The organism is Citrobacter sp. Cpo103, from assembly GCF_030332605.1.
Taxonomy (GTDB): domain Bacteria; phylum Pseudomonadota; class Gammaproteobacteria; order Enterobacterales; family Enterobacteriaceae; genus Citrobacter; species Citrobacter portucalensis.
Window position 1 is genome coordinate 1 of record NZ_JAOWHO010000026.1, and the last position, 14,921, is coordinate 14,921.

Annotated in this window: 14 protein-coding genes and 1 tRNA gene; 6 read left to right on the top strand and 9 right to left on the bottom strand. The window is 51.9% G+C overall.

Annotated features, from left to right (window positions below; translation table 11 throughout):
- The 6 genes from OGX89_RS07780 (at nucleotide 1) to OGX89_RS07805 (ending at nucleotide 5,336) form a co-directional block, all read left to right on the top strand.
- A tRNA-Arg gene (locus OGX89_RS07780) sits at nucleotides 1–77 on the top strand.
- A 252-nt stretch (nucleotides 78–329) separates the two neighbouring features.
- Complete coding sequence (gene yqaB / locus OGX89_RS07785; protein ID WP_003825960.1) at nucleotides 330–896, top strand: fructose-1-phosphate/6-phosphogluconate phosphatase; 567 nt, start codon at nucleotides 330–332, stop codon at nucleotides 894–896.
- Nucleotides 893–1,321, top strand: coding sequence for a YqaA family protein (locus OGX89_RS07790; RefSeq protein ID WP_003825961.1), 429 nt, complete (start codon nucleotides 893–895; stop codon nucleotides 1,319–1,321). The genes yqaB and OGX89_RS07790 overlap by 4 nt, the downstream gene beginning before the upstream one ends.
- A gap of 77 nt (nucleotides 1,322–1,398) precedes the next feature.
- Nucleotides 1,399–2,955, top strand: coding sequence for a glutamate--cysteine ligase (gshA, locus tag OGX89_RS07795; protein WP_008785615.1), 1,557 nt, complete (start codon nucleotides 1,399–1,401; stop codon nucleotides 2,953–2,955).
- 149 nt (nucleotides 2,956–3,104) lie between these two features.
- A complete protein-coding gene (gene luxS, locus OGX89_RS07800) occupies nucleotides 3,105–3,620 on the top strand; it encodes an S-ribosylhomocysteine lyase (RefSeq protein ID WP_003037312.1) in 516 nt (171 codons plus the stop codon).
- Nucleotides 3,621–3,965: 345 nt separating this feature from the next.
- Complete coding sequence (locus OGX89_RS07805; protein WP_125112816.1) at nucleotides 3,966–5,336, top strand: carbohydrate porin; 1,371 nt, start codon at nucleotides 3,966–3,968, stop codon at nucleotides 5,334–5,336.
- Between the two features lie 48 nt (nucleotides 5,337–5,384).
- Here the strand turns inward: OGX89_RS07805 and emrB are convergent, their stop codons facing one another.
- The 9 genes from emrB to proV form a co-directional block, all read right to left on the bottom strand.
- Nucleotides 5,385–6,923 (bottom strand): multidrug efflux MFS transporter permease subunit EmrB, encoded by a 1,539-nt coding sequence (gene emrB, locus OGX89_RS07810; RefSeq protein ID WP_125112815.1) that lies wholly within the window; start codon nucleotides 6,921–6,923, stop codon nucleotides 5,385–5,387.
- 16 nt (nucleotides 6,924–6,939) lie between these two features.
- Nucleotides 6,940–8,112, bottom strand: a complete 1,173-nt coding sequence (gene emrA, locus OGX89_RS07815) for a multidrug efflux MFS transporter periplasmic adaptor subunit EmrA (protein ID WP_003825968.1) — start codon at nucleotides 8,110–8,112, stop codon at nucleotides 6,940–6,942.
- Nucleotides 8,113–8,241: 129 nt separating this feature from the next.
- Complete coding sequence (gene emrR / locus OGX89_RS07820) at nucleotides 8,242–8,772, bottom strand: multidrug efflux transporter EmrAB transcriptional repressor EmrR (protein ID WP_003037300.1); 531 nt, start codon at nucleotides 8,770–8,772, stop codon at nucleotides 8,242–8,244.
- A 90-nt stretch (nucleotides 8,773–8,862) separates the two neighbouring features.
- Nucleotides 8,863–9,198 carry an L-valine transporter subunit YgaH gene (gene ygaH, locus OGX89_RS07825; protein WP_003825969.1) on the bottom strand — a complete coding sequence of 112 codons (336 nt, stop codon included), beginning with the start codon at nucleotides 9,196–9,198 and terminating at the stop codon, nucleotides 8,863–8,865.
- Nucleotides 9,188–9,925 (bottom strand): AzlC family ABC transporter permease, encoded by a 738-nt coding sequence (locus tag OGX89_RS07830; RefSeq protein ID WP_003825971.1) that lies wholly within the window; start codon nucleotides 9,923–9,925, stop codon nucleotides 9,188–9,190. The genes ygaH and OGX89_RS07830 overlap by 11 nt, the downstream gene beginning before the upstream one ends.
- 122 nt (nucleotides 9,926–10,047) lie before the next feature.
- On the bottom strand, nucleotides 10,048–11,232 hold the full coding sequence (locus OGX89_RS07835; RefSeq protein WP_125112814.1) for an MFS transporter: 1,185 nt from the start codon (nucleotides 11,230–11,232) through the stop codon (nucleotides 10,048–10,050).
- 190 nt (nucleotides 11,233–11,422) lie between these two features.
- Complete coding sequence (proX, locus tag OGX89_RS07840) at nucleotides 11,423–12,418, bottom strand: glycine betaine/L-proline ABC transporter substrate-binding protein ProX (protein WP_003825976.1); 996 nt, start codon at nucleotides 12,416–12,418, stop codon at nucleotides 11,423–11,425.
- A 93-nt stretch (nucleotides 12,419–12,511) separates the two neighbouring features.
- Complete coding sequence (gene proW / locus OGX89_RS07845) at nucleotides 12,512–13,576, bottom strand: glycine betaine/L-proline ABC transporter permease ProW (RefSeq protein WP_008785611.1); 1,065 nt, start codon at nucleotides 13,574–13,576, stop codon at nucleotides 12,512–12,514.
- Nucleotides 13,569–14,771 carry a glycine betaine/L-proline ABC transporter ATP-binding protein ProV gene (proV, locus tag OGX89_RS07850; protein ID WP_003037282.1) on the bottom strand — a complete coding sequence of 401 codons (1,203 nt, stop codon included), beginning with the start codon at nucleotides 14,769–14,771 and terminating at the stop codon, nucleotides 13,569–13,571. Before proV ends, proW begins: the two co-directional genes overlap by 8 nt.
- Nucleotides 14,772–14,921 lie beyond the last annotated feature (150 nt).

Consider the following 14,921-nt stretch of genomic DNA (forward strand, 5'->3'; position numbering starts at 1 on the left):
GCATCCGTAGCTCAGCTGGATAGAGTACTCGGCTACGAACCGAGCGGTCGGAGGTTCGAATCCTCCCGGATGCACCATCTTCTCCTAAATAACAGCGAAACTGTTGTTTCATGGTCTGCGAGATAATCGCGAGCACCAGGGAGGATAACGTTGCTTCAGCAACGGCCCGCAGGGCGAACATGAGTGAGTAATCCTCCCGGATGCACTATATTCTCCCTCCCTCTAAATCATTTCTACATACTCTCTGAACACCCCTCAATTCGCTGTCAGCGACAAAATCAATCAATTACGATAAAATAACGTCTGGTCACTCGGCTTGTGAGAAGACGATGTACGAACGTTATGCGGGTTTGATTTTTGATATGGATGGTACCATCCTGGATACCGAGCCTACGCACCGTAAGGCGTGGCATGAGGTATTGGGGCATTATGGACTACGGTTTGATGAACATGCCATGGTCGCCCTCAATGGCTCCCCAACGTGGCGTATTGCGCAGTCGGTAATTGAATTGAACCATGCCGATCTTGATCCTCATGCACTGGCACGTGAAAAAACCGACAAGGTGAGAAGCATGCTGCTGGATAGCGTCCAGCCTTTGCCGTTGGTTGATGTCGTGAAAGCCTGGCATGGTCGTCGTCCTATGTCGGTAGGTACGGGTAGTGAAAGCGCAATTGCAGAAGCGCTGCTCGCTCACCTTGGTCTGCGTCGCTATTTTGATGCTGTAGTCGCAGCCGATCACGTACAGCACCATAAACCGGCTCCTGATACGTTTTTGCTTTGTGCCGAACGTATGGGGGTTGTTCCGGCTCGTTGCGTCGTGTTTGAAGATGCCGATTTTGGAATACAGGCGGCGCATGCCGCGGGAATGGATGCCGTGGATGTCCGGTTATTGTGAGTGATGGACTGTCGCTCCTGTCACTGTTTGCCAGCAGTTTTCTCAGTGCCACGCTATTACCCGGCAATTCTGAAGTTGTTCTGGTTGCTTTGTTGGTCTCCGGGGTCAGTCATCCCTGGGTCTTAGTCTTAACAGCAACAATGGGTAATAGCCTTGGAGGGTTAACTAACGTTATCCTTGGGCGTTTCTTTCCATTGCGTAAAACATCGCGCTGGCAAGAAAAAGCCACTGGCTGGCTGCGGCGCTATGGCGCTGTCACACTATTATTAAGCTGGATGCCGGTTGTGGGGGATTTGCTGTGCCTGTTAGCCGGGTGGATGCGCATCTCGTGGGGCCCAGTTCTCTTTTTCTTATGCCTTGGCAAGGCGCTGCGCTATGTTGTTGTCGCAGCGGTTACGACACAAGGCATTATGTGGTGGCACTAATTGTGTTGTGGGATAGCCTTCAGGGTAACCAATACCATTATGCTAATTAAAACGATTTTGACAGGCGGGAGGTCAATTTGATCCCGGACGTATCACAGGCGCTGGCCTGGCTGGAAAACCATCCTCAGGCATTAAAGGGGATTCAACGTGGTCTGGAGCGCGAAACGCTGCGTGTTAATGCAGATGGGTCATTAGCAACGACAGGCCATCCTGAGGTGTTAGGCTCAGCGCTAACGCATAAGTGGATAACCACTGACTTTGCCGAAGCATTGTTGGAGTTCATTACTCCACCCGGTGACGACATTGAGAAAATGCTCACGTTCATGCGCGACTTACATCGTTATACCGCCAGAAACCTTGGCGACGAGCGTATGTGGCCGTTGAGCATGCCTTGCTATATTGCCGAAGGTCAGGATATCGAACTGGCGCAGTATGGTTCGTCGAATACCGGTCGCCTGAAGACGCTGTACCGTGAAGGCCTCAAAAACCGCTATGGCGCGTTGATGCAGACAATCTCGGGCGTCCACTACAACTTCTCGCTGCCTATGGCTTTCTGGCAGGCGAAATGCGGTGTAACCGAAGGTGAGGATGCTAAAGAGAAGATCTCCGCGGGCTACTTCCGTCTGATCCGCAACTACTACCGTTTTGGTTGGGTGATCCCGTATTTGTTTGGTGCCTCTCCGGCCATTTGTTCCTCATTCCTGCAAGGAAAACCAACAACTCTGCCGTTTGAAAAAACCGACTGTGGGATGTATTACCTGCCGTACGCAACGTCGCTGCGCCTGAGTGACTTGGGCTATACCAATAAGTCGCAAAGCAATCTCGGAATTACGTTTAACGATTTGCATGAGTATGTGGCAGGATTAAAGCGCGCGATTAAGACGCCTTCCGAGGAGTACGCGGCGATCGGTCTGGAAAAAGACGGTAAGCGTCTGCAAATCAATAGCAACGTTCTGCAGATTGAAAATGAGCTGTATGCGCCTATTCGCCCGAAACGCGTCACTCGTCGTGGAGAAACGCCATCAGATGCGCTTCTGCGTGGCGGTATCGAGTACATCGAAGTACGCTCGCTGGATATCAATCCGTTCTCGCCTATCGGCGTGGACGAGCAGCAGGTGCGCTTCCTCGATCTGTTTATGGTCTGGTGTGCGCTGGCTGATGCCCCGGAAATGAGTAGCGATGAATTGCTGTGTACGCGTAAAAACTGGAATCGCGTGATTCTCGAAGGGCGTAAGCCTGGGCTGACGTTAGGTATTGGCTGTGAAACAGCCCAGTTCCCGCTGCCGAAGGTTGGGAAAGATTTGTTCCGCGATCTGAAACGCGTGGCACAAACGCTGGACAGCATCGATGGGGGAGAGGAGTATCAGAAGGTCTGTGATGAACTGGTTGCCTGTTTTGACAATCCTGAACTGACTTTCTCTGCCCGGATCCTACGGTCTATGATTGATGAAGGCATTGGCGGCACGGGCAAAGCGCTGGGTGAGGCTTACCGAAATCTGCTGCGTGAAGAGCCGTTAGAAATAGTGCAGGAAGCTGAATTTATTGCTGAAACCGAGGCTTCAAAGCGTCGTCAGCAGGAGATCGAAGCGGCTGATACTGAGCCGTTTAGCGTGTGGCTGGAAAAGCACGCTTGATACAAAAGAAAAAGGCCACTCGGGAGTGGCCAAAATTTCATCTCTGAAAACAGGGATGATGATAACAAATGCGCGTCTTTCATATACTCAGACTCGCCCCGGAACAAAGAGTTCAGATTATTTTTAAAAAATTTATCGGAGGTGGCTAAATGCCGTTGTTAGATAGTTTTACTGTCGATCACACCCGGATGGAAGCTCCCGCGGTCCGGGTTGCAAAAACGATGAACACCCCGCATGGCGACGCAATCACCGTGTTTGATCTGCGTTTCTGCATTCCGAACAAAGAAGTGATGCCTGAGAAAGGTATCCATACGCTGGAACACCTGTTTGCAGGTTTTATGCGTAACCACCTTAACGGTAACGGCGTTGAGATTATCGATATCTCTCCGATGGGATGCCGTACCGGCTTCTACATGAGCCTGATTGGTACGCCGGACGAACAGCGTGTAGCCGACGCGTGGAAAGCGGCAATGGCGGACGTGCTGAAAGTACAGGATCAGAACCAGATCCCGGAGCTGAACGTTTACCAGTGCGGTACGTATCAGATGCACTCTCTTAGCGAAGCACAGGATATCGCGCGTCATATTCTGGAGCGTGATGTACGCGTGAACAGCAATGAAGAGCTGGCACTACCGAAAGAGAAACTGCAGGAACTGCATATTTAGTCTTATTGATTAGCTGTTCCAGTATTTATATTAACCCCGGTTTATGTCCGGGGTTTTTTATTGCTTAATATAATGTGTGTTTATTATATTTGCGGTGAGAATACATTTTAATTTAAGTGATGCCTGACCTGTTAAATAATAAAATGTGATCTGGCAAACAGAATGAGGCGGATAATTAACGATGCCAGAGTGTATTGATCACATAAACTAAAAAACATAAATAATTAATAGAAAAACATAATGGAATGCGCCAGATATCCGGGTAATAACAAGACTCTTTTAATAGCCGGTAGATAGGTTTTTTATCAAATCTTATCTGGTATACATTAAACTTTAGGGATGAAAATGAAGGCTAAATATTTGGCGCTGATGATCGGTGCTTGCTTTTCTCATAACCTTTGGGCAGCAAATAATATCACTATTGAGCAGCGTCTGGCTGAACTGGAGCAACGTGTTGTTAATGCCGAAAAACGGGCATCCGATGCTGAGGCGCAAATTCGCTCGCTGAAGCAGCAGCAGGTCGCTGCTGCGCCGACGGTGAATGTCCAGTCTGCCGAGCCGATTGCAGCAGGTGAAACTCCGCCTAAGCTGACATTATCTGGCTTCAGCGATATTAAGTTCTATGGCGATGTCGAATTTAATATGGATGCGGCAAGCCGTTCCGGTAGCCTGACATCGACGAGAACATCAGCGAATAAAGATTGGGCACCAGGAACCAATGAACGCTGGGATATTAACGGACGCCTGTTGCTGGGCTTTGATGGTTACCAGCGGCGGGACAACGGTAATTTTGCAGGGTTATCGGTACAGCCTCTGGCGGACCTGACCGGAAAAATGAACCTCGATGATGCCGTTTTCTTCTTTGGTCGTGAGAATGACTGGAAAATTAAGGTTGGTCGTTTTGAAGCCTACGATATGTTCCCGCTGAATCAGGATACGTTTGTTGAATATTCGGGGAATACAGCGAACGATCTCTACAGTGACGGTTACGGCTATATCTATATGATGAAAGAAGGACGGGGACGTAGCGACAGCGGGGGTAACTTCCTGCTGAGCAAAACCATCGACAACTGGTATTTCGAAGTTAACACATTGCTGGAAAATGGCAGTACGTTATATACCGAGAAGCAGTACCACGGAATGGATTTAACCAACGATAAAAACGTGGCTTACGTCCGTCCGGTTATCGCCTGGCAAAACGGGCGTTTTTCAACGGCGATAGCGATGGAAAGTAACGTCGTTAACAACGCCTACGGTTATTACCAAAATGGGACGTGGATCGATCAGTCAGATCGTACGGGCTATGGTTTTACCATGACCTGGAATGGTCAAAAAACGGACCCGGAAGATGGCGCAGTGATTAACCTGAATACCGCCTATATGGATGCGACCGATGAGACAGATTTTACCGCTGGGGTGAATGCGTTGTGGCATCGATTTGAACTGGGTTATATCTATGCGCATAACAAAATCGAAGCCTTCAATGCTACCAATATCGATGCCGTTTGTGAGGATGATTGCTGGATCACCGATCCCGGCAATTATGACATTCACACTATTCATGCCTCATATTTATTCCCCAATGTGATGGATATGAAAAACTTTAACATCTACCTCGGCGCCTATGCTTCATGGGTAGAGGCCAATCCGAATAATGGTGATAACAGCGAAGATGCGCGTTACGGCGGGCGTCTGAGATTCAAATATTACTTCTGATTGTAGGTCTAATAAAAAAGGGATCCGCAGATCCCTTTTATCAGATAGTTAGTGTGCGCCACCACCACCGCCGCCCGCACCGAAGGGCGGTTTGGCGAACCACACCAGGCCAAGCAGGACCAGGAATATCCCCGCCGACATCCAGAAGATTTCGTTAGCGGAAATAATCAGCCCCTGATTGGTGATCTGCTGAGCTATCCAACCTGAAGCCTGCTGGTGCGTCATCCCTAAATCCTGCAGCTTATCGTACATAGCCTGTGCATTTGGGTTGTAGGGGTTAACAGATTCCGTTAGCTGAGCATGGTGCAGCGACTCGCGGTTCGTCCACATTGTCGTCGTAATCGATGTACCGATGGAACCTGCCAGCGTTCGCGTAAAGTTCGACAAGCTGGATGCCGCCGCCAGACGTTCAGGCGGTAAACCGGACAGCGTAATGGTGGTTAGCGGCATAAAGAAGCAGGCTACCGCGAACCCCTGAATAAACTGCGGCCAGGCCGATGCGCCAAAGTCCATACCCGGCTCGAACGTCCACGCACGCCAGTAGAAACAGACGGCGTACATAATAAAACTGAACGTCACCAGCCGACGCATATCCAGCTTGTGCGCGAAGCGGCCGATAATCGGCGACAGGATCACCGGAATCACCCCAACCGGCGCTGACGCCAGACCAGCCCAGGTTGCCGTATAGCCGTATACCTCCTGCAACAGCTGCGGCAGCAGGACGATTGCGCCGAAGTAGAGCATATAGGCCAGACTGATACACAGACAGCCGATGGTAAAGTTGCGCGACTTAAACAGCGAAAGATCGACAATGGGGTGCTCGTCGGTAAGCTCCCAGACGATCAGGAAGCTGATAGCGATAACGGCGACCACCGTCAGGATGATAATCTCCTGCGAGGCGAACCAGTCCAGCTCTTTGCCGCGGTCGAGCATAATCTGTAAACTGCCGATACCGATGACCAGCAGTGCCAGACCAATGGCGTCAATGCGCCGCTGCTCGGTTTTGGTTTCCCGACCGCGCAGGGTTTGCAGGGTCATCAATACCACCACAGCCCCGATTGGCACGTTGATGAAAAATATCCAGCCCCAGTGATAGTTGTCGCTGATATAGCCCCCAAGAATAGGACCACATATCGGGGCAACAATCACCGTCATCGACCATAGCGCGAGGGCGATGGAACGCTTGGCGGGTGGATAGTTATTCAGCAACAGGCTCTGTGACAGCGGAATTAATGGACCGGCAACAATACCCTGGATTACGCGGAAGAAAATCAGCATGTTCAGGCTGGTGGACATCCCGCATGCCCATGACGCAATGACGAAGGCGATAGTTGACCACATAAAGAGTCTTACTTCGCCAAAGCGTTTTGCCAGCCAGCCGGTGATCGGAATAGAGATAGCGTTCGCCACCCCGAATGAGGTGATCACCCAGGTTCCCTGGCTCAGTGAAGAGCCGAGGTTCCCGGCGATAGTGGGGATCGCCACGTTAGCAATGGTGGAGTCCAGCACCTGCATGAATGTCGCCAGGGACAGCGCGATCGTCATAATGACGAGCTGCGCGCCTTCCAGCGGTTTTTGCTGTTGCATCACACGCACCTTTGAATTAGCCCGCGTTGGCCCGCACGATCTCTTCGATCATCTTATTGACCGGAGCAAGGTTGATTTCACGTGCATTACTTTCTGATACCGGCGTGGTACGAACCTGGCTTGCCAGAATTTGTCCGTCACGATTTGAGGTATCTACCGTAACCAGCGTAGACAAACCAATACGTAATGGATGCTGTGCCAGTTGCTGCGCATCCAGTTCGATACGTACCGGCAGACGCTGGACGACTTTGATCCAGTTGCCGGTTGCGTTCTGCGCTGGCAGCAGGGAGAAGGCGCTGCCCGTACCCATATCGAGACCGACAACTTTACCGGTATATTTTACGTCATCGCCGTAAATATCGCTGATAACGGTCGCCGGTTGGCCGATACGCATGTGCGCGAGCTGTGTTTCTTTGAAGTTGGCATCTACCCACAGGTTAGTGGCCGGAACAACCGCCATCAGCGGCGTGGTTGGGCTAATTTGCGCACCAGGCTGTACGGCGCGACGGGATACATAACCGGTCATTGGGCTGACAATTCTGGTACGTTCCAGCGCCAGCCAGGCATTGCGCACTTCGGTGGCAGCCTGTTGCACAGCGGGTTGATCTTCCAGCTTGCTACCCAGAATCATCGCCTGGTTAGCATTATATTGTTGGATTGCGACATCAAGCTGAGCCTGAGCGCTGGCGACGGCATCACGAGCGTGTTGCAGCTCTTCGCGGCCAATCAGGTTGGCGTTGCCCAGCGGGACTCGGCGATTAAAGTCGCTTTGTGCCTGCGCCAGCGCGGTTTTCTGCACCTCAATGCTTGCCTGTAACTGCTTGCTGTTGATCATCAACTGGTGCGTCTGACGCACGCTGGAAGCCAGCGCAGTTTTGGCTTTTTCAAATGCCTGCTTTGCGTCTGTCTGGTCGAGGGTGACCAGCACATCGCCTTGTTTTACAAAGTCAGTGTTATCAGCCCAGACTTTCGTCACGCTGCCTGATACCTGAGCCATGATTTGAACCTGGTTCCCTGCCACGTACGCATCGTCTGTCTCTTCGACATGACGAAGTACTAAAAACCAATAAATCCCATATGCCACGGCAATGATAATAAAGAGCAAGGTCAGAAGGAGCAGCATACTTTTACGTTTGCCATTCTTCTTGACCGGTTGCTGCGGGGTTTGAGTCTCCGCATTTGCGCTCATGTTGTTCTCCACGATCTTATTTTTTTCACATCGGCTGAGCCGACCTGTTTATCAGACAGGCCAGCAGTATGCGTGCTGGCCTGTCGGTTTTTTCATTTATAAATCTGGATTTCTGAGCGAGTCGGCGCGTTAGCGCAGCGCTTCTAACACCGCGCCATCCTGCTCCATCTGATCAAGACGGGTCAGAAGTTTACGGGTAATTTGCTCAAGCTGATCTTTTTCGGTGGTGCTAAGAGACGACCAGAGCTGATGCAGGCAGTTATGCTGAGGCGGTAACACCTCTTGCAAAAAAGCATGGCCTTTCTCGGTCAATTGCAGATGCAGACAGCGGCGATCGTTATCGCTTTCACGACGTTCGATCCAGCCACGTTTTTCTAACTCATCCGCAATGCGGGTAGCGTTAGTGCGTGACGAGCCAAGCGCGCAACTCAGTTCAGAAGGCTGAATACTGTGGTTTTCCTGAGACTCCAGCGTAATCAACGCCATAAACAACGTCTCGTTAATCCCTTGAGCTTTCAGCATCTTATTGCGGTTTTCCAGCAGCTTGCCCTGCATGTGCATGCATAGGCGAGTCAGAAGCACTTCCTGATAAGGGAACTCTTCGTAGCGGCTGGCGCGAAATTTTAGCATTTGTTCAATGGGCGTAAACGAACTATCCATTTGGGTATAACCTCATTAATTTCAGCCGATATAGTAACGACAGTGACAAATAAAGTAAATGTATTATTTCTTTAAAATGATTGTTTTTATCTATAAGCCAACAAGCATTTTCCAGGCTAATCCATAGCCCAGAGCACTCAGTAACGTTGGAATGATGATGCTGCGGGTCTTATAGAAGCTTGCGCCCAGTATGACAAACCCCACCAGCGTAGGCACGAACCGACGAGCGTCGTGCATCACTTCTGGCGCGGTAGACACCACCAGCAGGGCGCAAATAGATGCAATGCCAATAGTGTCGAGTAATATGCCCGTCGCGCCGCGCTTCGTCGGGCGAACATTGCCCACCCCAAGACGGAGTGGCAAATAGCGAAAACAGTAATTAACGCAGCCGACCAACAGGCCAAGTAGCAGAACCTCATAGCTCATCAGGACCTCCCTGCCAAAATGACTGGATGAGCGCCGTCAGGCATCCGCAGACAATACCTGCAAGGATAGCGGCAGGTATGGAAAACAGCATGACGCCAGCCAGCGCCCCGGCCAGGGAGGCAGTCACGCAGAGCGCTTGTTTACGTTGGAATGACGCGAGCAGGAAGCTCATAAACAGCGCCGGGAGCATGAATCCCAGTGCCGCTTCAACCGCCGGGTAATCCTTGAGTAAACCACTGCCGGAAAACGCGCCGATCACCGTACCAAACACCCAGGAGGCCCAGGAGCACAGTGCGATGCCGATCATCCAGTTTTCACTCCAGCGCCGATTATCCCGGACCAGTTTTGCCGTTGCGGCGGCAAAGACTTCATCGGTAAGGCCAAAAGCCCACAGTGCACTTTTGGGTTTACTCAGTCGCTGGGCTATTCGGCTGCGCAGGGAAGGGCCGTACAAAACATGGCGGACATCCATGGCCATGACGGTAAGGGCGGCGACCCACAGCGAACTGCCCGCAGCGAGCATGGTGGTAATGACAAACTGGCTGGCTCCCGCATAGATAATGCAGGAGAAAAAGACGCTTTCAACCGGCGTAAAGCCAAGGCGAGTGGCATTGAGACCAAATGCAAAAGCGACAGGAATATAGCTGATGACTATTGGCAGGCTGTCTTTGAATCCTTCCGTTAACGTTGCCGAACAGGATTCAGACTGGGGTACAGGGCTTTCCATAGGGTTATAGGTTTCATTACCGAAATTAATATAACTTGGCTCAATGAGTTATAACCTTAGCAGACTGATGGGCTCCTTAACACCCTGTGGAGCCCAATCAGCGGTAAACATGCACTATACGCTTAATTTACGGCTTCCTGACGGTGAAAACCTCGCCACCAGACCACCAGGTTGAGTACGGCAACGGTCGTACCCGCCAGACAAACGCCAGCCCACCCGGCATGCTGCCAGGCGGAGGCTGAAATCAGCGAACCTGCCGCTCCGCCAATAAAATAGCTGGTCATGTATCCGGCGGTCAGGCGATTACGCGCATCCGGATGAATGCGATAGATAACCGTCTGGTTGGTGATGTGTACTCCCTGAACGGTGAGGTCCAACACCAGAATACCGATAATCAGCATGGGTACTGAAGCGTGCCCAAACCAAATAGCAAGCCAGGAGAGCAGCAGTAATAGCAGCCCCATGGTTGTGGTCAGGTGGGATTTACCTTTATCGGCAAAACCGCCCGCCGGACGTGCGCCTAACGCCCCTGCGGCACCCGCCAGACCAAACAGACCAATCATGCCTTCTGAATAGTTAAACGGCGGTGCGGCGAGCAAAAACGCCATTGATGTCCATAGGATACTGAAATTGGCAAAGGTCAGACAGCCCAGCATCGCGCGGGTACGCAGCAGTTTATCGTGGATAAACAGGCTGAATACCGAACCCAGAAGTTGCGGGTAGTTAAGATGCGTTTCTGATTTCATCTTCGGCAGACCGCGCCACAGCGCAATCGCCATCAGCGCCATTAATACCGATGCCACCCAAAACACGGTGCGCCAGCCGCCCAAATTGGCCAGTAATCCCGCTACGGTGCGTGCCAGCAGAATGCCCAACAGCAGGCCGCTCATAATCGTGCCGACAACTTTACCGCGCTTGTCTGGCGTGGCAAGTGTCGCCGCCAGCGGAACTAAAATCTGTGCGACTACCGAGAACAGTCCGGTCAGAGCGGTGCCGAGGATCAGCATACCCAGTGACTGACTGCTGGCGGTAATCAGCATGCCACCAGCCGCGAGCAACGTCATGGAGACGATCAGCATCCGACGTTCGAACATATCGCCAAGCGGGACTAAAAACAGCAGACCAGCGGCGTAGCCGAGTTGGGCCGCGGTGACAATAAACCCGGCAGTACTGGCAGATAGCGAAAAGTTACGCGCAATGGTATCAAGCAGCGGTTGCGCATAATAGTTACTGGCGACGGCAAGGCCGGTGGCGATAGACATTAACAGGATCAGCGAAGGGCTAAGTCCCTGAGTGGTTTTCGTCATTGTTTTCAACTGAGTAATGGGTTGCAGAAAACAATCATAACGGAAGTGATTAAATGTTGCTGATTTGTTGAGTGATGGATTGTGCGATTGGGGGAGGGAGGATAGGCCGGATTAGGTGCATCGCGCCACCATCCGGCATTTATGCGGTTACAGGCCTGATGGCGCTACACTCATCAGGCCTGTGAGTGGATTATTTCTGCGCGGCCAGCGCTTCGTTCACCCAGCCGTCAAACTGCTGCTGGTGGGCTTTGATCCAGCCGTCAACGTGACCCTGCACGTCGGCTTCAGACGCTTTCCCGTCGTGCATCATTGCGTTCTGTGCGTTGATATCCGCCAGCGGCAGCTTCATGATGGCAAACAGTTTCGCCGCAGCCGGGTTTTTCTCCGCCCAGGCTTTATTGGCGACAATATGCATAGTGTTCACCGGGAAGCCGTAGTTGGCACCGTTTGGCAGTTTGGTATCAATATCTTTCTGCTCGCCTGGCAGGGAAGAGAACGGTACCTGCAGCCAGACCACATCTTTACCCGGCTTCATTACGTCGCTGACCCAGTACGGTGTCCAGGTGTAGTAAAGAATGGGTTTACCTTCTTTGAAGCGGGTAATGGTGTCGGCCATCATCGCCGCATAGTTACCGTGGCTGACCTCGACGGTTTTTTCCAGATCGAAAGCTTTGTTCTGGTGGTTGATTACTGCTTCACAGCCCCAGCCCGGTGAACAGCCCATCATATCGGCTTTTCCGTCGCCGTTGGTGTCAAAGATTTTGGCGATCTTCGGATCTTTTAACTGGGCGATATTGGTGATTTTATACTGCTCAGCGGTTTTCTTGTCGATCAGATAACCCTGTGCGGCACCTGTAACGAATACCCCCTCGCGATAAAACTTTTTGTCTCCGCCCGCAGCGGCGTACATATCATCATGTAGCGGCTGCCAGTTCACGGCGGTAAAAGTTGCATCGCCAGAGGCAATGGAGGTATAGCCGACGTTGTAGTCAACTTCGCTGGTTTTGTTAACGGTGTAACCCAGTTTCTCCAGCGCACGGGCGACTAATTGCGTCTGGAAGGATTCTTCAGAGATAGTGCTCTGGATTGGCTGTACGGTGATGCCTTTGCCCGGCAGGTCGGCAGCGAAAGTGCTGGTGGAGACAAGGGTGGCAAACGCTGTGGCAATAATTACTTTCTGTCGCATCGTTGTTCCTTATTACACTTCATCCTGAATGATTTTGTGCAAGTTAATGAATTGTAGGCCCGGTAAGCAATGCGCCACCGGGCAACGGGTGAATTACTTCGTGAATGGGCGAGTGATAAGCCCAATGGGACCGGTGGTGTACCAGCGACGGTTGCCACGACTACGCGAGTCGCGACCGACGGCCTGCGTCAGGCGGTCGAGAATGATGGCGAGGATCACAATCCCAACCCCGCCGACGGTGGCAAGCCCCATATCCAGACGACCGATTCCGCGCAGAACCATCTGGCCCAGTCCGCCGACGGCAATCATCGACGCGATGACGACCATTGAGAGCGCCAGCATCAGCGTCTGGTTAACCCCAGCCATAATGGTGGGCATTGCCAGCGGGAGCTGCACTTTAAACAGCATCTGACGCGGGCTGGCGCCAAACGAGCGCGAGGCTTCAATCAGATCGGCTGGCACCTGGTTAATCCCCAGAATAGTCAGACGCACGATTGGCGGCAGGGCGAAGATAATCGTCACCACTACGCCCGGGACGTTACCAATACCGAAAAGCATGACAATCGGCACCAGATAGACAAACGCGGGTGTGGTTTGCATGGCGTCCAGCAGTGGGCGAACAATTTTTGCTGCCCGTGGACTGCGCGCCAACCAGATCCCCATCGGCAGACCGATCACCACGCAGAACAGCAACGCGGTCAACACCAGCGCCAGGGTTATCATGGCCTGCGACCACGCGCCGATGGCACCGATGGCAATTAAGGAAATCAGCGTAGCAACGCCCATCCCCACGCCGGAAATCTGCCAGGCAATCAGCGCGAACAGGATAATCGCTACCGGGGCTGGCATACCTAACAGCAGCTGTTGAAAGCCGTTGAGAATGTAATCCACCGGGACACGAATGCCCTGGAAGACCGGACGGAAATGGGTAACGACCCAGTCGATCCCCTCTGTGACCCAACTGTCCAGCGGGATCAGCGTTTTATGGAACGGATCCATAATATTGAAATGCTCTGGTGCCGGCGCGGGTGCGCTGGTCAGCCAGTCCGCGCCACCACCGTCGGTGGGTGCGCCTGATGGCGTACTCCAGGCATCAGCATTTTGTGCGGCACTGTCGGCCGCTGGTGTGGTGTCCCACGGATTAGTTTGATCAGCCATTGTTTACCCCCTCACGATCTAAAGCCTGTAACAGCATGCGTTTTGAAATGACGCCCACATACTGCTGTTCCTCATCTACAACCGGCACCGCGCACGGGGCCTGACCGACATGAGAAAGCAACTCGCTGAGAGGGGTTTGTGCATCTACGGCTAACGGCTCATCGATCAATGCCGCTTCAATACCTTGCGCCTGACTTAACGCTGTTTTTAATGAGTCGATAGAGACAACGCCAACGAATTTATTGCCGCGTTCGATCACGTAACCATATTCGCGATCTTTGTCCTGCAATAATTGCAGCGCTGAACGTGGACCCACCCCGGGCGTTTTACGAATTAAACCCTCGGGGCTACGGCGTGAAATATCTTTCGCACTGAAGACCTGGCTAATATCAACGCCGCGGAAGAAGGTGCGTACATAATCATTGGCTGGATTATTCAGGATTTCATCCGGCGTGCCGACCTGGACCACTTCACCGTTTTGCATAATGGCAATTCTGTCGCCAATACGCATAGCTTCGTCGAGGTCATGCGATATAAATACCACGGTACGTTGATGCTTCGCCTGTAGCTTTACCAGCTCATCCTGCATCTCGGTACGAATTAACGGATCGAGGGCTGAGAAGGCCTCATCCATTAATAAGATGTCAGGGTTAATGGCTAATGCGCGGGCGAGGCCCACACGCTGGCGCATCCCTCCGGAAAGTTCATCCGGGTAGCCGTGAGCATAATTCTCCAGACCAACCTGACGCAGCGCATCTAACGCTTTTTCACGACGTTCATCCGCACCTACGCCGGCTAATTCCATACCGAATGCCGTATTGTCGAGAACCGTCATGTGCGGCATCAGGGCAAAGGACTGGAACACCATCGCAATCTTTTTTCTGCGCACCTCGCGAAGCTCAGCATCGGATATCCGGGCGATGTCTACGCCGTCAATCAATACCTGTCCGCGGGTGGGTTCAATCAGGCGATTGAGAAGGCGTACCATTGTGGATTTACCCGAACCGGATAATCCCATGATGACAAATATCTCGCCTTCTTCAATGGCCAGACTGGCGTTCTTAACGCCAAGCGATAGCCCCGTTTTATCCAGAATCTGCTCTTTTGAAAGTCCTTTTTCAATATATTTGAAGGCTCTCTGGGGATGCTCTCCAAATATCTTATAGAGATTTTTAACTTCTAATTTAATTGCCATGCAATAGAATGATTCCTGTTATTTGTTTATATCGATATATTACCTGATGGAAATAGTGACCTTTTTCTACCCTAACATACTGAGAATCTGAGACAACCCTGAATTTGGTTGTGGCATGAATATTGCCGAAGGCCAGGCGGCGGGACTTCC

Coding starts and splice junctions, on each gene's coding strand:
- emrB (WP_125112815.1), bottom strand. CDS start 6,923: ATGCAACAGCAAAAACCGCTGGAAGGCGCGCAGCTCGTCATTATGACG.
- emrA (WP_003825968.1), bottom strand. CDS start 8,112: ATGAGCGCAAATGCGGAGACTCAAACCCCGCAGCAACCGGTCAAGAAG.
- OGX89_RS07805 (WP_125112816.1), top strand. CDS start 3,966: ATGAAGGCTAAATATTTGGCGCTGATGATCGGTGCTTGCTTTTCTCAT.
- emrR (WP_003037300.1), bottom strand. CDS start 8,772: ATGGATAGTTCGTTTACGCCCATTGAACAAATGCTAAAATTTCGCGCC.
- proX (WP_003825976.1), bottom strand. CDS start 12,418: ATGCGACAGAAAGTAATTATTGCCACAGCGTTTGCCACCCTTGTCTCC.
- yqaB (WP_003825960.1), top strand. CDS start 330: ATGTACGAACGTTATGCGGGTTTGATTTTTGATATGGATGGTACCATC.
- proW (WP_008785611.1), bottom strand. CDS start 13,576: ATGGCTGATCAAACTAATCCGTGGGACACCACACCAGCGGCCGACAGT.
- OGX89_RS07835 (WP_125112814.1), bottom strand. CDS start 11,232: ATGACGAAAACCACTCAGGGACTTAGCCCTTCGCTGATCCTGTTAATG.
- OGX89_RS07830 (WP_003825971.1), bottom strand. CDS start 9,925: ATGGAAAGCCCTGTACCCCAGTCTGAATCCTGTTCGGCAACGTTAACG.
- proV (WP_003037282.1), bottom strand. CDS start 14,771: ATGGCAATTAAATTAGAAGTTAAAAATCTCTATAAGATATTTGGAGAG.
- luxS (WP_003037312.1), top strand. CDS start 3,105: ATGCCGTTGTTAGATAGTTTTACTGTCGATCACACCCGGATGGAAGCT.
- ygaH (WP_003825969.1), bottom strand. CDS start 9,198: ATGAGCTATGAGGTTCTGCTACTTGGCCTGTTGGTCGGCTGCGTTAAT.